Here is a 20,409-nt window from a genome sequence, read left to right as displayed (position 1 = left end):
GGGAAAATCTCGCATGACGATGAGTAAAAAAGCGTCCAACACCTGCCCCTGTGGGCAGCCACGGCGCTTCGATGAATGCTGCGCGCCGATCCATGAGGACCCGCGCCGCGCCAGGACACCCGAGGCGCTGATGCGAGCACGCTATAGCGCTTTCGCGCACGATGCGTACGACGCGTTGATCGCTACCTGGGATCCCGCCACATGCCCTACCCGCGACTCTCTGGCCACGAACACAGCACGTTGGCTGAAGCTGATCATCCATGACAGCACCCAACAAGGCGAGAAAGGCACGGTAACGTTTAGTGCCGATTTCATCGACACCGATGGCTTTCAGCGCCTTACCGAAACTAGCCGCTTTCGGTTCGTCACTCATGCCGACCAGTGGTTCTATGTCGACGGCGACACCCAGTGGCGTCGCCGTGACATCGGCCGCAATGCCGCGTGTCCCTGCGGCAGTGGCCTCAAGGCGAAGCGCTGCTGCGCCCGAGGCTGAAGGTATAGATCAAGTCGAGTGCTTGAGCCGCGCCGGATACCGCCTCCAGATACAGGTTCTGAATCAGTCGGTAGCGCAGTGTCAACTCGGCAATGGGAGAGAAAATGCCAACGCCGTAGCTAACTTTCAAGTCATCGAAGACATAGCCACTGACGACGACCTGACTATCCTCGCCCGAGCCCGAGGTGTCGAGACTTAAATCATCGACCCCGAATGCCTGGCCGAGTTGGCCCACGGCGCGCCCACTTTGCGACAGCGAGAGCCCGATCAGCGCCGAGGTCAGCGCCCCATCGCCGCCGTCGTCACCCGGGGCTCGGCCTCTAAGCAGATAGGAAAGAGCCCGGCTTTCCGACATCGCGGGTTCCGAGAAAATGCTCAATTGCGGGCTTTCCGCCCGGCCCGTGACGCGTAGACCTGCGGTCACGTCGTCCTCGATGGTGTCGGGATTGCGAATCGCCTCGAATTGCAGACGCGGTTGGGATGCCGGCCCGCTGAAGAGAATCTGCCCCTGGCGAATGATCAGATCCTGTCCGAATGCGGTATAACTGCCGTCGACCAAGTTGACATCGCCGAACAACTGTACCGGCCCGCTGCCCTGGCGCACTTCGAGTTGGCCTTCCAATTGTGACTCGAGGCCATAAGCTTCCAGGCTCATGTCCGGACCGAGATGCAGCATGACGCTGATATCCAACGCCATGCCGGCCTCAGAAAGTGCTTGGGCCGTGGCTTCACCCTGCTCGCCCGAGGCTGCGGCTTCTTGCTGGGCGGCATCTTCCTCACGCGTGATGATGACCTCGTCGCTGCTCGGTGCCACGGCGGAGGGTGGAATCTTGCCCACCTCTAGGCGCGCCCAGGGCACATCGACATCACCGCGTACTTGCAAGCGGTCTGGATTGGCGTCGACACGTAAGTCCGGGGCGACACGCAAGCGCCCGAAATCCGGCAGACTGACCTCCAGCGGGTTGTCCTGCCCCTCAATGCCTAAACGTGCCTGCCAGGCTGATGGGGCCTGCCAGTCGGCCTCGCCATCCAGGTTAAGCTGCCCTTTCTCACCGGCCACAAACCCTTCGACGTCGGCGCGTTGTCCAGCGAAGTCAATGCCCAGACGGGCATCGCGTATCGCCACGGGAATGGCCGCGCCACGTGCTTTTACGCCCTTGACGGTCAGTTCGCCATCGAGCGCGGGCTCACGCAACGTTCCAGCGAAGGTGACATCACCGGCGAGTGCCCCTTCGAGGTTGGATAAACCTTCGACGAGTGCGCGATACGGCGCGAAGGCAACGTCATCGACCTGCAGGCGCCCTTCCAAGGCGGCGTCACCCAGCGGATCGTCGATACCCAGCGTCAGCGCCAATTGCCCGGTATCGCCCTGATCGAGTGTCAGCCGTGTATCGGCGCGAGATGGCGTGGCATCGAACCTCACCGCAAGGCGGCTGTCCGGCAGTTCCCAGGGGTTGCCACGCGCATCTTCGCCGGTGACGTCCAGCTGGCTATCGATCTGACCCTCGGCGTGCCACTGTTGGCCCGCCTGTTGCCAACTCAGATTGGCCTCGCCCTGGGTATCGCCGTCCACGTGCCAGCCGGACGGCAGCTTGTCGGCAAGCAGGTCCATGGGAATGTCGCGCAAGGCCAGCGACGCGTCGCCAGTATCGGCGGAGAGTCGCGCTTGGTCGACGAGACACGCCTCGCCGCCCTGCTGGCGAACCAGACAGAACGGTGAGAGTGTCACGCGTTGGGCGGCAATATCGGCATTGAATTCCAGCGCGTCATCGAGCGCGATATCGCCGTATTGAGTCGCCAGCTCGAGGGGCGCCAGCGACCCGCGATAGCGCTGAGCGTCTGCGTCGTACTGACCGTCGAGCGTGAGACCCGCCTGTGAGAGCGGCAGGCCGCTTCCCAGTTGAGCATTGAGTTTCAGCGTGTGCTGGGACAGATGCCCACCCAGCGCGAGGCTCAAGGCATCGACACGTTGGCCGCCGGCCTCGAGTCCTTCGATAGACACGTCGGCATTCACACGCGGGTCGTCGATCCCTTCGCTATGCGCCTTCAGCGACAAGGACTGGACTTGTTGCGTCTGATAGCGCAGCGCTTCTCCAGACATGTCGAGATCGAGACGTGGCGATTCGAGCGAGCCTTGGGCGTCGAGATCGCCCTGCAAGGTGCCACCGAGCCTGGGCCAAAGCGTAGAGAGCTGCGGCGCCTCAATGCGACTGCGCAGGTCCAGACGCTCCCCGATGTTGCCTTCCGCAGTGATGCGATTATCGCCTTGGCGAAGGTCGAGCTGGTCGATCGCCCATTGCATCTGGCTATTGCCACTGAGTTTGGCATTCAAACGTAGGGCTCTGTCTTGCAAGGTCCCGTCGATGGCCAACTGCGGTATGCGCAGCCGCCAGCCTTGAGGCTGCATGTCGAAGCCGACGCGCGCCTTACCGTTGAGCATCCCCTCGACGGCCTCAGTGAAGGCGCCCACGGGCAGCTTGTCGAGTTGGAGATCGCTTTCCACCGATAGCGCCGAGGACCAGTCCACTTGGCCACGACCGCTCAAGGTGCCGCCTTCGGCCTGGAGCGTGAGCGGTGACCAGGCAAAGTGCGCGGCGTCGCCACGGCCATCGAGCGTCAACCGGCTTTCGGGAAGGCCGTCCCCGCGCGCCGTCAAGTCGAGTGCGATGCGATAATCCTCCAGCGAGCCATCGGCGTCGAGTTGGAGCGTGTCGAGCCGATAGTCTGCCTTGCCTGCGCCTACGTGCTGCGCTGCCGACACAGCGGCGGCGTCGAGACGACTTCGCGCCGTGAGCTCAGGCGCGGTGAGCGTGCCCGCCAGCGGCCAAGTGATATCGTTGGCATCGAGCGATAGATTGAATGGCAAGGTCGGAGCGAGCGCATCGACCGTGCCCTTCAGCGTGGCCGTGACGGGGCCGCTGGCGTCGAGGTCGAGCGCCAGATCGGCCAGGGAGCCATCCAACGTCAACTCGGCCCGCTGACCGGCCAACGGGGCACGCGCGATGTGCGCGTCCAAGCTGCCATGGAGGGGGTAGTCGCCGCTCAGATTAGTCTGCAAGGCAAGCTCCGCCTCACCGTCATCGCTGAGCACGTGCAACCGATGAATGGCGACATCGCTGCCTTCGCTGGAAAGCGACAGCGTGGCTCGCGTCAGATGGTAGGACGTCGCGCCATGCAACTGGAAGTCGTCGACCACTAGACTTGGAGCGCGAATATCGAGCGGCAAGTCGATCTCAGGCAATGCCAAGCGGCGTTGTTCGTCATCGGTATCGGCTGTCTTGTTATCAACCGCAGGCGCTTCATTGGTTGCAGACGCGTCATGGGAGGCGTTTTCCTCGGCAGAGCTGCCCACCGCCGCCTGTGAGGCCGCATCGATAGTACCTGCAGGAATGCTCGGCGATGCCATCCCTTGGGTCAGGCGCTGCCCCTCGCTCAAAGGCAGGTATAGTTGTGCCCCCTCCAGGCGGGTGGGCAGTAATGTGAGGTCTTTGCCGGAGACGCGCGCACCGGTGGTGAAGTCATCCCAGTGCACTTGCGTGCCATCGGCCAGATCGACGCGTACGTCCTCGAGCCCGAGGGCGCGTATCTCGATGGGGAACGGAAACCAGAGCGTGGGCATTCCCCCGCTGGACGATGCATCAGGCTGGGCATCGTCACTCGCGTTGCTGGATGCCAAGATGATGTGTGCGCCCTCGACTTGCAGCCCTTGAAGGCAGAGTTTGCCGTCCAGCAGACAATCGTCGGCCCAGCTCAGATGCAAGCGCTCGACATCGAGGATGAGAGAGCCGAGATCGAGATGCAGGCCACGTAACGTCAGCGTGTCCAGCGGTGCCCCTTCTACCCCATCGACTTCGTACCAGCCGCGTGACTGGCCCTGATCGGCCAGCCACGCGGTCCCCCAGGGCGACAAGGCCACCCCGAGCAACAACAACACCAGTCCCAAGAGCCACAGCGGTACATAAATCAGTGCACGGATCAGAATTCCGGTCCGATGGCGAAGTGCAGACGCCACGCGTCCTCCTCATTGTCGAAAGGATGGGCGATATCGAAACGTACGGGGCCCACAGGCGAAATCCATCGCACACCGATACCCGCACCGGTCTTGAGTTCCTCGGGCCACCATTCATCGAAGGCGTTGCCGGTGTCGATGAACGTTGCTCCCCACCAGTTGCCGGTAACCCGTCGCTGGTACTCGGCGCTGGCGGTCAGCATGTGCTGGCCCCCGAGTAGTTCGCCGTCGTCATTCTCCGGCGACAGGCTCTCGTAGCTGTAGCCGCGCACGCTTTGATCGCCCCCGGCAAAGAAACGCAGTGACGGAGGGATCTTGTCGAAGGTGTCAGTCGCCATGGCGCCACCGCCCACGCGGCCGACGAAGCGATTGTTCTGGCCCAGCGAGCGAATCCACTGTGAGTCGAACGTCGTGCGCACAAAGCGCGCGTCCGACCCCCACTTGGGATCGGAGACTTCCAGCGCCAACCGCTGCCGATCACCCCACATGGGAAAATTGGGTTGCCGCGTTCGATTACGGGTCCAACTGATCCCGGGATAAAGCAGCAGGACTTGTTCGTCCTGATCCGCCTGGGTGAAATCCTCGTATGTGGTACGAAAATAGAGCTCTTGCACCCAGTCGTCATCGAATTTCCAACGGCGTGCCAACTCGACCGAACTCTCGAAACTTTGTGTGTCCTCGTTGTCGAGTTTGCGCAGACCGTAGCCTAGGCGGTAGTTATCGCGTAGCGGGTCTGCCAGCGGTATCAGATACTCACCGTCGAAGCGCTGTTCGGGACCCGAGAGGTACAAGGCATTCGAGAGGCTGTGGCCACGATCATTGAGCCAGGGCATGTCCCAACTGAATTGAACGCGTGGCCCTACATCGGTGGCGTAGCCGATTCCGGTTTCGAACTGATGGCGGTCGGCGGGAATCACAGAGACATCGACCGGCACATCGGTGCGCTGCTGGCCATGCAGTCGGCGCACGGCGGCAAACCCTGGGCCACTCGTCAAAGGCGGTCTGCGCCCGGTGGCTTCTTGCCACCATTGTCCGCTATTCGCGCCACGCCCGCCGCTGTCGATACGAGGACGCACGGCAATGCCGCGAAACCAGTCGGTTTTCCCCAGACGCTGGTTGTACTCGGCCAGTTGCCCGGCCAGGTAGGGATCACCGTCCTCGAACGGTAACATGCGGCGCAGGCGATCTTCTTCGATCTGGCTCCCCGAGAAACGGATATTGCCGAAATGATAACGCGGCCCGCTATTCATCCTCAGGAAGATACGAGCGCTTGACTCCCAGGGGCGCACTTCCATCCGCCGTTGGGTAAAACCGGCATCGAAATAGCCGCGCGCGAGCGCCAATGTGGAGAAGCGGCTCTTGGCGCTTTCGTAGCGATCATGGCGTAATGCATCGCCTTCCTTGAGCGCCACTTGATCGAGTGCGCGCTGAAAGGCGCTGTCATCGTGGGCCTCGCCATCGATGCCCACGTCGAGCTGAGTGATATGTGTCTGTGGACCGGGGTCGATGGTAATAACGGCATCGGCATCGAACGTTCCGTCGGGATACACTGTTTCGATCTGGGGTGAGTAATAGCCGAAGGCACGCAATGCCCGTTGGGTGCGATCGCGGACCTCGCTGTCCAGACGATCTTCGCTGATGTTCTGGGTATCGATCGCGCGCAGGAAGGTGACGATATTGTCAGCAGCGGGGCCTTCGAGTCCCTCAACGGACGCGTCCAGCGCATAAGCGCCGGACGTGACGATACTCAATGCCGCTCCCCACAGGATGCGCCGTGTCATGGAGTGGCGCATCGAGGTCAGCCTCTCCGGCGTTGTTGATCGACAACGTCCATCCGTGGAGGGGCGATAACCCCCGGGCATTGATCTCGGCTGATTTCCAATGACTCAATCCTTGTCGTGAGATCGCGTAATTAGTCGACGGCGGCATTACTGAGAAGCGGAAAGTGCTTCCACATTGGCATTGAGAGCCAATTGTCCCTGGCGAAGTTCCCGTAAGTCGTCCTGAATGCTAGCGACCTCATTGGCGACTTCATCGTGGTCACCTGATAGTGATGCGAGCCGAGCGCTCAGATCGTCGAGGTTGTCTTGCAGGTCGTCAAGCGTTTCGCCACGGGCCTGCCGTGTGTCGGCCAGTCCCTCGAGACGCTGTGTCAGCGTCTCGAGCCCACTGCCCTGCTCTTCCTGACGCGAGGAGAGTGACTCCAGGCGTGACGACAAGGTAGCGCGCGCATCCTCGCCGGTGCTTTCCAGGGCCTTGAGTGAGGCTTGCTGGGCGGCAATGAGCGTTTGCTGCGTGCCTTGCGTCTCGCGTAAATTCTTCAGGGCGCTGCTCGATCCCGTGCCTTCCTCCAGTTCGCTAACCTTGTTTTCCAGATTGCCGATCACGGCACGGGAGGAGTCCAATTCGGAGCGCAGCCGGTCCAGTTCATCGCGCAGGCTGTCGCCGGAGGCATCCAGCGAACTGCCCGTGGCGTCGAGGCGATCGGTCAAGGTGTTTTGACGTGCTTCGAGGTTGGAAAACCGCACCTGCCAGGCTTGACGCTCTTGCCAGTAAAAGCTCGCGATCCCCACCAAGGCGACGATGAGAAGTAACGTCAGACACCACAGTGGCCAGACGCGTGAGCGTCGACGCCGCGTACCTTTGCCGGCAGGGCGTGGACGGCTGTCGGCGATGGGATCGGTATCGCGCTCGGGTACGATACGCGGTTCCTGACGTGTTCCTTCCGGTCGTTCAGACATGCTCGGCTCTCGTCTCGACTACGTTATGTATCAATACCCTGGCGCATCCACGGGTGTGGCGAAATTGGCGCTTACCGGGGCCGGTGCTAAGATGCCGGGCGCCGTTGAGAACGCAGATGCTTGGTATTGTAAGGTTTTTTAGCAAAAGGAGAACACCATGGCCTTTGAACTACCCGCCCTGCCGTATGAAAAAAACGCGCTCGAACCGTATATCTCCGCCGAAACACTGGAGTATCACTACGCTAAGCATCATCAAGCCTACGTGAACAAGCTCAACGAGCTGACCCAGGGCACCGCCGACGACGACAAGTCGCTCGAAGAGATCATTCAATCGGCTTCCGGCGTCCTGTTCAATCAGGCGGCCCAAGTATGGAACCATACTTTTTACTGGCACTGTCTCTCTCCGCACGGTGGTGGCGAACCCAAGGGCGCGCTAGGCGATGCGATCAAGGTGACGTTCGGCTCCTTCGAGCAGTTCAAGGAGGCGTTCAATGCCAAGGCGGCGGGTAATTTCGGCTCTGGCTGGACCTGGCTGATCAAGACCGCCGACGGCGGGGTGGACATCAGCAACACCGACGATGCCGACTGCCCTATCGTGCACGGCCAGACGCCGCTGATGACCATCGATGTCTGGGAGCATGCTTACTACATCGATTATCGCAATGCGCGTCCCAAATACCTGGATGCCGTTTGGAATGTCATCAACTGGGATTTCATCGCCCAGAACTTCAATGATTGATCACCCAGCGAGATAAGCTCTGACGTCGACGCGTATCATGCACGCCCCGCGTTGAGGGGGCGTATGTCCTTCAGGCGTTGACCGGATCCGCTCGCCGACCGATCCCCCGATAGATCAAGCCACGTGCCGCAACATAATCGGGATCGTAAATATTGCGGCCATCAAGAATCAATGGCGTGATCATGAGTTCGCTCAGGCGGCGCCAATTGGGGTTCCAGTAGCATTTCCACTCGGTGACCAGCATCAGAGCATCCGCTCCCTCGCAAGCGGCGTAGAAATCATCGTCGCAAAAGCGTACGCGAGGATGCTGCTCGTAGAGTTCACACAGTGCCGGCAACGCCTCGGGGTCGTGAATGCTGACGTTAACGCCCTGCGCCAACAGCGCATCGATCAAGGTGAGCACCGGCGCTTGGTCGATGCGGGTGGTCCCGGGCTTGAACGCCGCTCCCCAGATGGCGACGCGCCGCTCGTAGAGCTGTCCATGGAAGTAGTGCCAGAATTTGCGGAACAGCGTCTCCTTCTTCTGCTCGTTGATGTCGAGGACATGCTCGAGCAGTAACGACTCGCGACCGGAGGCATGTTGAACATCGGCCAGCCGCATGAGATCACGCGAGAAGCTGGGACCGCCAAAGCCACAGCCGGGATACAGGTACTCGAAACCGATACGGCTATCGGCGCCCATTCCCAGGCGTACGTGTTCGACATCGACATCCAGGGAGTCGGCCAGGCCTGCCAATTCGTTCATATAACTGATGCGTGTCGCCAACATGCCGATGATCGCCAGTTTGGCGAGCTCCGCAGCGCGGCGCGGCATGAGCTGGAAGACGTCCTGGCGCCGGTTGAAGGCACGCAGCAGCTCGCGTACCTGGGCAGTGGCCTGGCTATCTTCGCTACCTAGCAACCAGCGTGCCGGGCGGGTGAAGGTTTCCCAGGCACGGCCTTCTTCCAGCATGTCCGGCAAGGCGACTGCCGTTTGGCCGGTATGGCCAAGCAACGCCTCGAGGCGTTCGGTGTGCCCGACCGGAAACGTCGAATTATTGACGATCACCAGCGGAGTGCTTTGCGCTGCGGGGATATCGGCCACATAGGCTTCCGCAGATTCACGTTGGTCCGGAGCCAGCGCCAGCCAATGAATCTCGATATCTTCCCGCGCGGGCGTATCGACCAGGCGTAGCAGGCCCGAGCGACACCCTGCATCGATCTGGGACTTGAGTCCCGGTTCGCGAAGCAACCATTCGGCATGCTCCAGACGTTGCCAGGGCAATTCGGGATGCGGGCACCAGTCGACCTGGTGCCCCACCGAGGAAAGCGCTGCCGCTGCCACGCCCGCCGATAGCTCGCTTCCATACACGTTCACGCGCATGGCATCAGCCCTCGTTTGCGTAACGGCTCAATAGGGAGCGGAAGCCTTCGCCATACTGGGGATGACGCTTGGCGAGTGCCAGTGTGGCTTCCAGGTAGCCTAGTTGATGCCCGCAATCGTAGGTATTGCCACGCATGCGATAAGCTTCGGCGCCCTGCTGCTGGCGAAGGACCTCGAGGGCATCGGTAAGCTGGATCTCATTCCCCGCACCGGGTTTGGTTTCAGCCAGCAATGGGAAGATGGCGGCCGGCAACAGATAACGCCCGATCACCGCCAGGCTGGAAGGTGCTTCCTCCACCTTGGGTTTTTCGACCATGCCCGTCAGCGGTGCGCTATCACCGGGGGCCGGTGTCTCGCCCTCGAGCGCGACGATCCCATATTTGTGGGTCATCTCTTGTGGCACGTTTTCGACCATGATCTGTGCCTGACCGCTCTTGTCGTAAGCCGCGATCATGCCGGCCAGATCGTTCTGCGATAGATTGCCGGCATCTACCAGCACGTCGGGCAGCAGCACGGCAAACGGATCGTCGCCAATCACTGACTGCGCGCATAGTACGGCGTGCCCAAGCCCCAGGGCGACCGACTGGCGCACGGCGATGATGCTCACATCCTCTGGGACGATGTTGCGCACTTCGGCGAGTAATTCATCCTTGCCCTTGGCCTCGAGCATCGCCTCGAGCTCGAAGTTCTTGTCGAAGTGGTTCTCGATGGCGCTTTTACTGGAGTGCGTCACCAGCACGATTTCCTTGATGCCGGCGGCCACCGCCTCTTCGACGACGTACTGAATGACCGGCTTGTCGACGATAGTGATCATTTCCTTGGGAATGGCCTTGGAGGCAGGTAGGCAACGCGTACCGAGTCCAGCGACGGGGAGTACGGCCTTCTTGATCATGAGGAGTCCTTCCTTAGCGTTCTAGGGTCGAGTGTCGGCAGTATGCCATAGTGAAAAGCGTGGCGGCGCCACCGATTCGGCATTCTTTTGATGGTATTCAGACAAAGAGGTTCGCACTGTCTAGCATTTCGAGGTTGGCGGAATGCGCCCCTCAACATCCGCGCGTAACATTGTAGAATGTGCGTTATTGGCGTGCCGGCACGTGACGACATATATAGACATTCGATTTCGATACGTATGCCGCGGCATCGGTTCGATCATTTCTCCAAGAGGAAGCCCCATGAGCGAAACGTTCGGTAACAACGTGGATCACGCCGAGATCGCCAAGTTCGAAGCGCTTGCCAGCCGCTGGTGGGATCCTGAAAGCGAGTTCAAACCGCTGCATGAGATCAACCCGCTGCGCCTGAACTTCATCGATGAGCAGGCCAATCTGGCGGGCAAGACCGCCATCGATGTGGGATGCGGTGGCGGCATTCTCAGCGAGGCGATGGCGCATCGCGGCGCTCGGGTCACGGGCATCGACATGGGAGAAGCACCGCTCGCCGTCGCGCGTCTGCACCAGCAGGAAAGCGAGGTCGCAGTCGACTACCACCAGATCAGCGCCGAGGAAATGGCCGCCCAGCACCCTGGTGAATTCGATGTCGTCACCTGCCTGGAAATGCTCGAGCATGTTCCCGATCCAGCGGCGGTCGTGCGAGCATGCGCGACGCTGGTCAAACCCGGCGGCCACTTATTTTTCTCGACCATCAACCGCAATCCCAAGGCGTATATGTTCGCCATTCTAGGTGCCGAGTACGTGTTACAGCTATTGCCCCGGGGGACGCACACCTACAACAAGTTCATTCGCCCGGCGGAATTGTCGGCCTGGTGCCGTGACGCCGGCTTACGCGTGCGTCGTCAGACTGGCCTGACCTACAACCCGGTGACCAAGCGCTATCGCCTGGTGGCCAACGATGTGTCCGTGAATTACATGATGCATTGCACGCCGGAATGGACGGGCACAGGAGAGGCGCAATGAGCTACGCCCAGCCGGCGGCGCTGCTTTTCGATCTCGACGGCACGCTCGTCGACACGGCTCCCGATCTGGCACAAGCCACTAATGCCTTGCGAACACATCACGGCCTCGCGCCATTGCCTTATGCGACTATCCGCCCTCAGGTCTCGAACGGCGGCAGCGCTCTAGTAGAACTGGCGCTGGGATTGGCACCTACGCATGCCGATCATGATGAGGCGAGGCGCTTTCTGCTTGAGGTCTACGGGCGCGATGTTGCGCAGCACAGTCGCGTGTTTCCTGGGCTGGAGCCGTTGCTGACAGCATGGGACAGCGCACATCGCCCCTGGGGAATCGTAACCAACAAACCGCGCGCCTATGCTGCGCCGCTGGTCGAAGCACTGAATCTGACGCACGGCGTATTGCTGGCTGCAGATGACTTACCGCTCAAGAAGCCCGACCCTGCGCCGCTACTCGAGGCGGCGCGGCGTTTGGGCATTGCACCCGGCGATTGCTGGTACATCGGTGACCATCTACGTGACATGCAGGCGGCACGGGCGGCAGGCATGCAGGCCATCGCGGTACGTTATGGCTATATCGGCGACGAGGAGGCCCCGAGCACCTGGCCGGTGGATCGTTGGTTCGAAACGCCGGAAAGCTTGACGCAGGCACTTTGGCCCGGCGAAAACGACATGGCTGTGCATTCGGGCTGACGACACCTCCTATGCGAAAGCGGACGCTACTCCCCTTGTGAGCGGCGCCCTGAGCACTTGGCGTTGCTCTATCAGTCGTCCGATTGATTGAGGAAGTCCTCGGCCATTTCGGCGGCATTGCTATCAGGATAGTCGTCGCGAACGCGATTCAGAAGTTCCTCGCTCTCATCGGGATGGCCTTGACGCGCCTTGAGCAATCCCAGCTTGTAGAGAGCATCCGCGACCTTGTTGCTGTCGGGATAGTCATCGATGACTGTCTGGAAAGAATCGGCGGCTGTGTCCAATTGCGATTGCGCGGAATACAACTCGCCTAGCCAATAATGCGCGTTGGGACGTAAATCGGAATTCGGGTAGTCGCCGATGAAATCCTCGAAGGCCTGAATTGCCGCATCGAACTTGCGCGCCTGAACCTTCTTGAAAGCCGCCTGATAATCTTCGCGTCCCTGGTCGGCTGACGTGCCCTCTTGAGCGCTATCGGCTTGCGATGCGTTGGTACCGGCGTTTCCGGTGACCGACTCGGCTGCATCGCTATCGACGCCGGCAGAAGCCCCGGAGGCGTCAGAGCGCGACGCGATATTATCGACGCGCTTTTCAAGATCCAGAAAACGTTCTTGCGAAAGTTTCTTTTGCTGTTCGAGCTGGTAGCGCAACTCTTCGAGCTGTCCACGCAATTGCTTGATCTCGCGCTGGCTGTCCTGCAGTTGATTGAACAAGGCCAGATTTCCGCCACCGCCGCTGGATTCTTCACGTGCGGCAGTCTGGCTATAGATACTGCTACTGGACTGGTCGTTCAAATCATCGACCGAGGGTTGAGCCCATACGGACAGCGGGAGCACCAGGGCTCCCGCGCCGCACAGTCTTTTCAGACCGTGTTTCATACCTGACTCCGGCGACGTTTAGTAGGAAAAGACGACGCGGCGATTCTGGGCGTACGATTCTTCATCGTGGCCGCGTGCCGCCGGACGCTCTTCGCCATAGCTGACGATTTCGATCTGCGAGGATGAGACTCCTTCCACGCTGAGATACTGCTCGACGGCTTGTGCACGGCGCTCACCGAGCCCCAGGTTGTACTCGCGAGTGCCACGTTCGTCAGTATGCCCTTCCAGGACAACGTCGGTATTGGGATGATTCTTGAGATATTGAGCATGCGCTTCGAGTACCGATTCGAATTCCGGACGAATGGTGTCGCGATCGAAAGCGAAGTAGATGGTGCGCTCTTCGGGGATGGCATCGCGGTCGCTCATCTCGCTTCCCGAAGTGCCTTGCCCACTTTCCATGCCTTGGCTGGAGGCGGAGCCTGAACCAGCGGTACCTGTTCCAGACGTACCATCCATGCTGCCATCCTGGGTGCCTCCGGTGCTGGAGCAACCCGCAAGGACGGCGAGTGAAATGGCGACGGCGAAACCTTGGGCATATGGTTTGAGTTGCATTGTTTTCTCCTTGCTTGGAAGTCTGATGACTCTAACGCGGTTTAGTCTAAAAAGGGTGACCATGCGGGTTCACGCACGTCTCCTTGCGGCGATGGCAGTCGAAAGGAAGCACTGCCATCGTCTGATACGGCCCCCAATACACCGCGGGTCCCTTCTTGCGTGGCGAAGATTACCATGGTGCCATTCGGCGCGACACTGGGAGATTCATCCCAGTTGGAATCGGTGAGGACCGTCATGCGATCGGTATCCAGATCCTGGCGAGCAATGTGGAAACCGTCGTCGTCACGGGTCACCATAAATATCGCATCACCGTCCGGGTTGAAACGACCACGTGAATTATAGCTGCCGGTGAAGGTGATCCGCTGGGCCTGCTCATCGCCCAGGTTGTAACGATAAATTTGCGGGTTGCCACTCCGGTCGGAGGTGAAAATCAGGCTACGACCGTTCGGTGCCCACTCGGGTTCGGTGTCGATCGCATCGCTATGCGTCAGGCGCGTGAGATCACGCGAGCCGACATCCATGACGTAGATCTCCGGCTGGCCATCCTTGGAAAGGGACATCGCTAGCTTGCGTCCGTCCGGTGACCACGCCGGTGCGCCGTTGATCCCTTCGAAAGAGGTCAACTGGATACGCTGCCCTGTCGAAAGATTCTGGACATAGATGGCAGGCCGCCCCGTCTCGAACGAAACATAGGCTAGCTTGCGACCGTCGGGCGACCACGCCGGCGACATGATGGGCTCACCCGAGGAGAGGATTTCCTGATTGTTGTGCCCGTCGGAATCGGCGATATTCAAAGCATATTTGATATTGTCATCGACGCCATTGGACGTGACATAGGCGATGCTCGTCGAGAAAGCGCCACGAATGCCGGTGATCTCTTCAAAGATCTGATCGCTGATATAGTGTGCGCTGTCGCGCAACTGATCGCGGCTGGAGGTCACGACTTCGCCTAGCATGCGATCTTCACCATTGACGTCCAGAAGCTCGTATTGAATACGATACTGGCCATCCTGGTTATCGACCTTGCCCACCACCAGGTACTCGCTATCTAACTGCTGCCAATCCTGATAGTGAACATCATCGCTGCTGCTGGGCCGGGAGATCAGTGAATCTCGCGACAATGGCTTGAAACGACCGCTGCGTTCCAGGTCATTGCCGACGATGCGCGAGACCTCTTCCGGCAGTTCATCTCCACCTTCCATCGGCACGATGGCAATGGGAATGGCCTGGTCGCTGCCCTTGGTGATTTCGATGGTCAGCTCGGCATGCGCCATTCCGGCACACAACGTCAGCAGCAGCGCGGCTGCCCAAAGATTGAGTCGTTTCATCGGCGGATGTCCTCTGGGTTGAAGTCCAGATTGAATTCACGGAACTGACCTTTTACCGAAGCATCGAGTTCGCGCATCTCACGAAATGGTGCCGCCTTTTCGACGGCATTGATCACGGAATGGTCGAAAACGGAATTGCCACTACTTTGTGTAATCGTGGCGCTTACCAGCTCGCCAGTGGGTAGTAATTGGATTCGCACGATGGCGCGTAACTCCGACGACGCATTGGAAGGTATATTCCAGTTTTGTTCGACGTAGCGGCGAACCAGGTTCTTGAAGCCATTAGCAGCTTCGCTGGCCTGCTTGGCGTTAGCAATAGATTGTTCTTCATCACTGATCATGCTGTCCAGTGACGAGTCATTAGCCTGAGCCGCCCGCTCGGCAAGTTCTTCCTGACGCTTCCGCTCGGCTTCGGCTTCTGCCTGGCGCTTCCGCTCGGCTTCGGCTTCTGCCTGACGCTTCCGCTCGGCTTCTGCTTCTGCCTGGCGTTTCCGTTCGGCTTCTGCTTCTGCCTGACGCTTCCGCTCGGCTTCGGCTTCTGCCTGGCGCTTCCGCTCGGCTTCTGCTTCTTCCTGGCGTTTCCGCTCGGCTTCGGCTGCTTCCTGGCGTTTCCGCTCGGCTTCGGCTTCTGCCTGGCGTTTCCGCTCGGCTTCGGCTCGCTGCTCCTCTGCGCGTTGCGCTTCTTCCTGCAAGCGCTGCGCTTCGGCCTGGGCTTCCTCCACTGCGCTATCCGTTACCTCGGCGTCACTATCGGACGCTGGCTCTTCGGACGATTCCGAAGGCGCCGGTTCTTCGGGTTCCTGCACATCCTCTTCTTCCGGCTGAGAAGCGGGTGGAGTGGAATCTTCGGTCTGCTGGGGTTGATCAGTCGCCGTTTCAGCGCGCACTAGCGTCGCCTGGACCACCGATGAAGAGGTCGGGTCGGACTCGCTTTCAGGCCATTTAACGATAGTGAGCATCAGCGCTGCGATATGCACGCCAGTGGCCAGCAGCACTGGCCAGCCATAGCCTACACGGCGTTCACGTTTCGCCATGTCGATGCCTCACTCTTCACCACCGGAAGGGGGTTCGGAGATCAGCCCGACGTTGCCCACTCCCGACCCTTGCAGCGTACTCATCAATGTCACGATCTGACCATAGGCGACATTACGATCGCCACGCACCATGACCGGCGTATTCGCGTTGCGGCTCAACATGGCCTTGACCTTTTCGCCGAGTTCATCAAGCGCGACGGAGGTCTCTTCGTCTCCCAGGGAAATGTAGTACTGCCCTTCACGATCCACCGACACGATCAGTGGCTCTTGCTCCTCGGTATCGATGGGATCGGACGACACTTGTGGCAGTTCGACATCGACGCCTTGATTGAGCATGGGGGCGGTGATCATGAAGATCACCAGCAGCACCAACATCACATCGATGAACGGCACGACATTGATCTCGCCCATCGGCTTGCGCCGCTGGCGATGATGATAGGATCCGTACATGCTTCCTCCCTCAGGATGCCTCGCGTTCGCTACGCCCTTGCAGATTACGGTGCAGGATGGCGTGGAATTCCTCGGCAAAGTTTTCGTATTTGCCGAGCAAGCGTCCCGCATGGGCGGATAGTCGGTTATAGAAGATCACCGCAGGAATCGCTGCAAACAACCCCATGGCCGTGGCGACCAACGCTTCTGCGATCCAGGGCGCCACGGTGGACAGCGTCGCCTGCTGTGCCATCGACAAGCTCTGGAACGATCCCATGATGCCCCATACGGTACCGAACAGGCCGATATAAGGGCTCGCCGAAGCGACCGTGGCGAGGAAAGTGAGATGCAACTGCAGGCGGTCTTCTTCACGCGAAAGCGCGACGCGCTGGCCCCGTTGCACGCCTTCGAGCACCGCATCGGTGCTTTGGGTCTTGGGCATCAGACGATTGAATTCGCGAAAGCCGGAGCGGAAAACGTGCTCTGCGCCCACTGACTCCTGTTCAGCGGGCAGGTCGCGATAGAGCTCGTTGAGATCGACGCCGGACCAGAAATGGTCCTCGAAATCCCGATACGCCTTTTCGGCGCGACGCAATGCGATGCTGCGCTGGAAAATGATGATCCATGAGGCTATTGAGGCAGCCAGGAGCAGGAGCATGACCAGTTGAACGATCAGGCTGGCGTTCATGATCAGATGCGGAATGGACATGGAGTCGTTCACGGCAGTCCTCGTGTCGCTTGAGAGTTCGTTTCGCTTGGTTTATCCGTGCATTAGCGGTTGCAGCGCATCCGGCCAACGTACGGGTTTAAGCCGAGAAGCCTCAAGGCAGACGATGTCTACCCGGGCTTCGCACAGTCGTTCCCCGCGACGTGTCACTGTCTGGGCAAAGGTCGCTCGGCAGGCAGTGGATTCGACGACGTCTGCAGTGATGTGCAGTTCGTCGTCGAGGTGGGCGGGCTTGGCATAACGGCATTCCAGTTGATGCACGACCAGCTGGATACCCTGTGCGAGCAAATCGCGCTGGGTCAGGCCGTGGTGGTTTAACCACTCGCTGCGTGCCCGCTCCATGTATTTGAGATAATTGACGTAATAGACGATGCCGCCGGCATCGGTGTCTTCGATGTAAACTTTAACCGTATGCGTGAAAGCGCTCATGCACCACCCTCCTGTCGCTTATCGTCAAGCGACGGCGCCGCGACAACGGCATCGGTCGGCGTCAGGCCGAAGTGTTCGTAAGCCAAACGTGTCACCACACGTCCACGCGCGGTGCGCATCATGAACCCCTGTTGGATCAGGTACGGTTCTAGGACATCCTCGATCGTGTCGCGTTCCTCGCTGATAGCGGCTGCCAGGCTGTCGACGCCGACCGGGCCGCCATCGAATTTCTCGATCATCGCCATCAACAGGCGTCGATCCATATGGTCGAGGCCATGCCGGTCGACATGCAGCATGTTCAGCGCTTGATCGGCTATTTCTTCGTTCAGGCGACCGTCGCCACGCACTTCGGTGAAATCACGCACGCGTCGCAGCAGGCGATTGGCGATGCGCGGCGTGCCGCGTGCTCGACGGGCGATTTCGGCCGCACCGTCACGGTCGGCCTCCACTCCCAGCAACTGCGCTGAACGCACGACGATCTCGGTCAACTCATCGACCGCGTAGAATTCCAGGCGTTGCACGATACCGAACCGATCGCGCAATGGTGACGTGAGCAATCCTGCGCGTGTGGTCGCACCCACCAGCGTGAATGCGGGCAGGTCGAGTTTAATGGAGCGTGCGGCCGGTCCCTCGCCGATCATGATGTCGAGCTTATAATCCTCCATCGCCGGATACAGCACCTCTTCCACCGAAGCGGGAAGGCGATGGATCTCGTCGATGAACAGCACATCACCGGCTTGCAGGTTGGTGAGCATGGCAGCGAGGTCACCGGCGCGCTCTAGCGCGGGGCCGGAGGTCGATTTGATATCGACCTCCATCTCGGCGGCGATGATGTTAGCCAACGTGGTCTTGCCAAGGCCGGGTGGCCCGAAGATCAGGGTATGATCGAGGCTGTCGCCGCGCTGACGGGCCGCGCTGATGAAGATATCCATCTGCTCGCGCACACGGGGCTGACCGATGTACTCGGCAAGCCGCTGCGGCCGGATGGCATGGTCCACGTGCACCTCGCTTCCCTGAGGTTGTGCCGCAATCAGACGGTCGGTATCGATCATTCGTGGTCCTTAACCTGCCATCTTGCGTGTCAAGGCGGCTTTGATCAGGCCTTCCGTGGAGAGGCTTTCGTCCAGCCCGGACAGCATGCGCGAGGCTTCAGTAGATTTGTAGCCCAGAGCGACGAGGGCCGATTCTGCATCGGCGAAAGGATCGGCTGCAGGCGCTTCGGGTGAGGCACCCAGCTCAAGCGCATGCAGTCCGTTTTCTTGCTCGAGCTGCCAATGCGGGAAGCGGTCACGCATTTCCACGACCAAGCGATCGGCGGTTTTCTTGCCGACCCCGGGTAGACGTGTCAGCGCCTTGCTGTCGTCTTCCATGACGCAGCGGATGAAGGCTTCCTGATCCATACCAGAGAGAATCGCCAAGGCGAGCTTGGGCCCTACCCCGTTGACCTTGATCAGGGCGCGAAACAATTGGCGTTCCTCGCCACGTGCAAAGCCATACAGCAGATGCGCGTCCTCGCGCACCGCCATATGCGTGTGGAGCTGAACCTCTTCGCCCACCGCCGGCAATGCCAGCAGGGTGGTCATGGAGGTCTCCAGTTCATAACCGATGCCGCCGACATCGACGACGATCCACGGCGGTTGCTTTTCCAGCAGGGTGCCACGCAAGCGTCCAATCATGCACATCGAGTCCTTCGATTGACTGGGTTGACACTATACTGATCCGCCTCGCGACTGACCAGCACTCGACATGCGATGCCTCAGTCGGGGCGGAAGTCCCGCCAACGCTGACGAGAACCGCTTCGCCGCCGTCCACGTCCCGCTTGCGGCGTCCGCCCTTGTCGGGCGTAGGCATGGGTCAGGGCGATGGCCAGGGCGTCGGCGGCATCGGCCTGTGGCGTGCCGTCGAGCCCTAGCATCGCCGTCACCATATGCTGTACTTGCTCCTTGGTTCCCGCGCCGGTACCGGTGACGGCCTGCTTGATCTGGGTGGGGGCGTACTCGAAGACTTCGAGGCCATGATTGGCGGCGCAGACGATGGCCGTGCCGCGTGCCTGCCCCAGCTTGAGTGCGGAGTCGGCATTCTTGGACATGAACACCTGCTCGATGGCGACTTCATACGGACGATGCACGCCGATCAACTCGGCGATGCCGGCATACACTTGGGCGAGCTTCTGGGCCAGTGGGTCGCTCTTGATGCGGATGCAGCCGCTGGCAATGTAACGTGGCGTCGCCGAGGCGACATCGACGACGCCGTAACCGGTGATGCGCGACCCGGGATCGATTCCCAGCAGGATCATCGACTCACCATCTCCGTGGCGCTACTGACTCGCGTCACGTCACTCACTCGAGTTCCGCCATGACCGCATCGGAGAAATCGGCGTTGGAATAAACGTTCTGCACGTCGTCGAGGTCTTCGAGCCTGTCGAACAACTTGAGAACCTTGCGCGCCGTGTCGACGTCGTCGATGGAGGAATAGTTATCGGGATAGGATCCGACATCGCTCGCGGAGGGCTCGATGCCCGCTTCGATGAGCGCATCCTTGACCGCACCAAAGCCTTCCACGGACGTCACGATCTCGAGCGTACCATCATCTTGAGTGACGATGTCCTCGGGCTCGGCGGCTAGCGTTGCCTCCATGGCGGCCTCCTCGGAGACACCTGTCGGCAGCGTCAAACGCCCTTGCTTATGGAACATGAAGGCGACGGACCCAGATGTACCCAAATTGCCGCCGTTCTTATTGAAGGCGTGGCGCACTTCGGAAACCGTGCGATTGCGGTTGTCGGTCATGCACTCGACCATTACGGCGACGCCTTCGGGACCGTAGCCCTCGTAGACGGTTTCCTCCATCTCGTCGCCATCGGTATTGCCGGCGCCGCGCTCGATGGCACGCTGGATGGTGTCCTTGGTCATGTTGTTGGCCAGCGCCTTGTCGATGGCGGCGCGCAGGCGAGGATTATCGGCCACCTCGCCGCCACCCTGGCGGGAAGCAACGGTCAGCTCACGAATGAGCTTGCTGAAGATCTTGCCGCGTTTGGCATCCTGGGCGGCCTTGCGGTGCTTGATATTCGCCCATTTACTATGGCCTGCCATAT

Annotated in this window: 20 protein-coding genes; 4 read left to right on the top strand and 16 right to left on the bottom strand. The window is 60.2% G+C overall.

Annotated features, from left to right (window positions below):
• The first annotated feature begins 13 nt into the window (after positions 1-13).
• Complete coding sequence (locus tag OP496_RS02945) at positions 14-493, top strand: YchJ family metal-binding protein (RefSeq protein WP_280561949.1); 480 nt, start codon at positions 14-16, stop codon at positions 491-493.
• Here OP496_RS02945 and OP496_RS02940 read toward each other — a convergent pair.
• The 3 genes from OP496_RS02940 to OP496_RS02930 form a co-directional block, all read right to left on the bottom strand.
• Positions 462-4,505, bottom strand: a complete 4,044-nt coding sequence (locus tag OP496_RS02940; protein ID WP_280561946.1) for a translocation/assembly module TamB domain-containing protein — start codon at positions 4,503-4,505, stop codon at positions 462-464. The genes OP496_RS02945 and OP496_RS02940 overlap by 32 nt on opposite strands.
• Entirely contained in the window at positions 4,469-6,283 is a 1,815-nt protein-coding gene (locus tag OP496_RS02935) for an autotransporter assembly complex family protein (RefSeq protein ID WP_280561942.1), read from the bottom strand. The genes OP496_RS02940 and OP496_RS02935 overlap by 37 nt, the downstream gene beginning before the upstream one ends.
• 147 nt (positions 6,284-6,430) lie before the next feature.
• Positions 6,431-7,243, bottom strand: coding sequence for a hypothetical protein (locus OP496_RS02930; RefSeq protein ID WP_280561940.1), 813 nt, complete (start codon positions 7,241-7,243; stop codon positions 6,431-6,433).
• 157 nt (positions 7,244-7,400) lie between these two features.
• Here OP496_RS02930 and OP496_RS02925 point away from each other — a divergent pair, with 157 nt between their 5' ends.
• Positions 7,401-7,982, top strand: a complete 582-nt coding sequence (locus OP496_RS02925; RefSeq protein WP_280561939.1) for a Fe-Mn family superoxide dismutase — start codon at positions 7,401-7,403, stop codon at positions 7,980-7,982.
• Between the two features lie 70 nt (positions 7,983-8,052).
• On the opposite strand, the gene OP496_RS02920 is transcribed toward OP496_RS02925, so the two are convergent.
• On the bottom strand, positions 8,053-9,345 hold the full coding sequence (locus tag OP496_RS02920) for a nucleotide sugar dehydrogenase (protein WP_280561938.1): 1,293 nt from the start codon (positions 9,343-9,345) through the stop codon (positions 8,053-8,055).
• 4 nt (positions 9,346-9,349) lie between these two features.
• Positions 9,350-10,237 carry a UTP--glucose-1-phosphate uridylyltransferase GalU gene (galU, locus tag OP496_RS02915; protein ID WP_280561937.1) on the bottom strand — a complete coding sequence of 296 codons (888 nt, stop codon included), beginning with the start codon at positions 10,235-10,237 and terminating at the stop codon, positions 9,350-9,352.
• 280 nt (positions 10,238-10,517) lie between these two features.
• Here galU and ubiG point away from each other — a divergent pair, with 280 nt between their 5' ends.
• Both ubiG and OP496_RS02905 read left to right on the top strand, forming a co-directional pair.
• The gene (gene ubiG, locus OP496_RS02910; protein ID WP_280561935.1) at positions 10,518-11,255 is read left to right on the top strand and encodes a bifunctional 2-polyprenyl-6-hydroxyphenol methylase/3-demethylubiquinol 3-O-methyltransferase UbiG; all 738 of its coding nucleotides are present in this window, start codon (positions 10,518-10,520) and stop codon (positions 11,253-11,255) included.
• Positions 11,252-11,941 carry an HAD-IA family hydrolase gene (locus OP496_RS02905; RefSeq protein ID WP_280561934.1) on the top strand — a complete coding sequence of 230 codons (690 nt, stop codon included), beginning with the start codon at positions 11,252-11,254 and terminating at the stop codon, positions 11,939-11,941. The genes ubiG and OP496_RS02905 overlap by 4 nt, the downstream gene beginning before the upstream one ends.
• A gap of 71 nt (positions 11,942-12,012) precedes the next feature.
• On the opposite strand, the gene ybgF is transcribed toward OP496_RS02905, so the two are convergent.
• The 11 genes from ybgF to OP496_RS02850 form a co-directional block, all read right to left on the bottom strand.
• Positions 12,013-12,819 (bottom strand): tol-pal system protein YbgF, encoded by an 807-nt coding sequence (gene ybgF, locus OP496_RS02900; protein ID WP_280561932.1) that lies wholly within the window; start codon positions 12,817-12,819, stop codon positions 12,013-12,015.
• Between the two features lie 18 nt (positions 12,820-12,837).
• Positions 12,838-13,371 (bottom strand): peptidoglycan-associated lipoprotein Pal, encoded by a 534-nt coding sequence (gene pal / locus OP496_RS02895; protein ID WP_280561931.1) that lies wholly within the window; start codon positions 13,369-13,371, stop codon positions 12,838-12,840.
• 41 nt (positions 13,372-13,412) lie between these two features.
• A complete protein-coding gene (gene tolB, locus OP496_RS02890) occupies positions 13,413-14,699 on the bottom strand; it encodes a Tol-Pal system beta propeller repeat protein TolB (RefSeq protein ID WP_280561930.1) in 1,287 nt (428 codons plus the stop codon).
• Positions 14,696-15,733, bottom strand: coding sequence for a cell envelope integrity protein TolA (tolA, locus tag OP496_RS02885; RefSeq protein ID WP_280561929.1), 1,038 nt, complete (start codon positions 15,731-15,733; stop codon positions 14,696-14,698). The genes tolB and tolA overlap by 4 nt, the downstream gene beginning before the upstream one ends.
• Before the next feature lie 9 nt (positions 15,734-15,742).
• Positions 15,743-16,183: a protein TolR gene (gene tolR, locus OP496_RS02880; RefSeq protein WP_280561927.1), complete on the bottom strand. Its 441-nt coding sequence runs from the start codon at positions 16,181-16,183 to the stop codon at positions 15,743-15,745.
• Between the two features lie 10 nt (positions 16,184-16,193).
• The gene (gene tolQ, locus OP496_RS02875; RefSeq protein ID WP_280561926.1) at positions 16,194-16,883 is read right to left on the bottom strand and encodes a protein TolQ; all 690 of its coding nucleotides are present in this window, start codon (positions 16,881-16,883) and stop codon (positions 16,194-16,196) included.
• 39 nt (positions 16,884-16,922) lie between these two features.
• Positions 16,923-17,318: a tol-pal system-associated acyl-CoA thioesterase gene (ybgC, locus tag OP496_RS02870; RefSeq protein ID WP_280561925.1), complete on the bottom strand. Its 396-nt coding sequence runs from the start codon at positions 17,316-17,318 to the stop codon at positions 16,923-16,925.
• On the bottom strand, positions 17,315-18,370 hold the full coding sequence (ruvB, locus tag OP496_RS02865; RefSeq protein ID WP_280561924.1) for a Holliday junction branch migration DNA helicase RuvB: 1,056 nt from the start codon (positions 18,368-18,370) through the stop codon (positions 17,315-17,317). The genes ybgC and ruvB overlap by 4 nt, the downstream gene beginning before the upstream one ends.
• Positions 18,371-18,379: 9 nt before the next feature.
• Entirely contained in the window at positions 18,380-18,994 is a 615-nt protein-coding gene (gene ruvA / locus OP496_RS02860) for a Holliday junction branch migration protein RuvA (RefSeq protein ID WP_280561922.1), read from the bottom strand.
• An 80-nt stretch (positions 18,995-19,074) separates the two neighbouring features.
• Positions 19,075-19,614 carry a crossover junction endodeoxyribonuclease RuvC gene (gene ruvC / locus OP496_RS02855; protein WP_280561920.1) on the bottom strand — a complete coding sequence of 180 codons (540 nt, stop codon included), beginning with the start codon at positions 19,612-19,614 and terminating at the stop codon, positions 19,075-19,077.
• Positions 19,615-19,657: 43 nt separating this feature from the next.
• A complete protein-coding gene (locus OP496_RS02850; RefSeq protein WP_280561919.1) occupies positions 19,658-20,407 on the bottom strand; it encodes a YebC/PmpR family DNA-binding transcriptional regulator in 750 nt (249 codons plus the stop codon).
• Positions 20,408-20,409: the final 2 nt, after the last annotated feature.

The organism is Chromohalobacter sp. 48-RD10 (assembly GCF_029889785.1).
In the GTDB taxonomy this organism is placed as follows: domain Bacteria; phylum Pseudomonadota; class Gammaproteobacteria; order Pseudomonadales; family Halomonadaceae; genus Chromohalobacter.
This window is presented reverse-complemented; position numbering and strand designations above follow the sequence as displayed.

Bases quoted from the DNA above. Each gene is read 5' to 3' on its own strand.
- OP496_RS02945 (WP_280561949.1), top strand. From the start codon at position 14: ATGACGATGAGTAAAAAAGCGTCCAACACCTGCCCCTGTGGGCAGCCA.
- OP496_RS02935 (WP_280561942.1), bottom strand. From the start codon at position 6,283: ATGACACGGCGCATCCTGTGGGGAGCGGCATTGAGTATCGTCACGTCC.
- OP496_RS02930 (WP_280561940.1), bottom strand. From the start codon at position 7,243: ATGTCTGAACGACCGGAAGGAACACGTCAGGAACCGCGTATCGTACCC.
- OP496_RS02925 (WP_280561939.1), top strand. From the start codon at position 7,401: ATGGCCTTTGAACTACCCGCCCTGCCGTATGAAAAAAACGCGCTCGAA.
- OP496_RS02920 (WP_280561938.1), bottom strand. From the start codon at position 9,345: ATGCGCGTGAACGTGTATGGAAGCGAGCTATCGGCGGGCGTGGCAGCG.
- galU (WP_280561937.1), bottom strand. From the start codon at position 10,237: ATGATCAAGAAGGCCGTACTCCCCGTCGCTGGACTCGGTACGCGTTGC.
- ubiG (WP_280561935.1), top strand. From the start codon at position 10,518: ATGAGCGAAACGTTCGGTAACAACGTGGATCACGCCGAGATCGCCAAG.
- OP496_RS02905 (WP_280561934.1), top strand. From the start codon at position 11,252: ATGAGCTACGCCCAGCCGGCGGCGCTGCTTTTCGATCTCGACGGCACG.
- ybgF (WP_280561932.1), bottom strand. From the start codon at position 12,819: ATGAAACACGGTCTGAAAAGACTGTGCGGCGCGGGAGCCCTGGTGCTC.
- pal (WP_280561931.1), bottom strand. From the start codon at position 13,371: ATGCAACTCAAACCATATGCCCAAGGTTTCGCCGTCGCCATTTCACTC.
- tolB (WP_280561930.1), bottom strand. From the start codon at position 14,699: ATGAAACGACTCAATCTTTGGGCAGCCGCGCTGCTGCTGACGTTGTGT.
- tolA (WP_280561929.1), bottom strand. From the start codon at position 15,733: ATGGCGAAACGTGAACGCCGTGTAGGCTATGGCTGGCCAGTGCTGCTG.
- tolR (WP_280561927.1), bottom strand. From the start codon at position 16,183: ATGTACGGATCCTATCATCATCGCCAGCGGCGCAAGCCGATGGGCGAG.
- ybgC (WP_280561925.1), bottom strand. From the start codon at position 17,318: ATGAGCGCTTTCACGCATACGGTTAAAGTTTACATCGAAGACACCGAT.
- ruvB (WP_280561924.1), bottom strand. From the start codon at position 18,370: ATGATCGATACCGACCGTCTGATTGCGGCACAACCTCAGGGAAGCGAG.
- ruvA (WP_280561922.1), bottom strand. From the start codon at position 18,994: ATGATTGGACGCTTGCGTGGCACCCTGCTGGAAAAGCAACCGCCGTGG.
- ruvC (WP_280561920.1), bottom strand. From the start codon at position 19,614: ATGATCCTGCTGGGAATCGATCCCGGGTCGCGCATCACCGGTTACGGC.
- OP496_RS02850 (WP_280561919.1), bottom strand. From the start codon at position 20,407: ATGGCAGGCCATAGTAAATGGGCGAATATCAAGCACCGCAAGGCCGCC.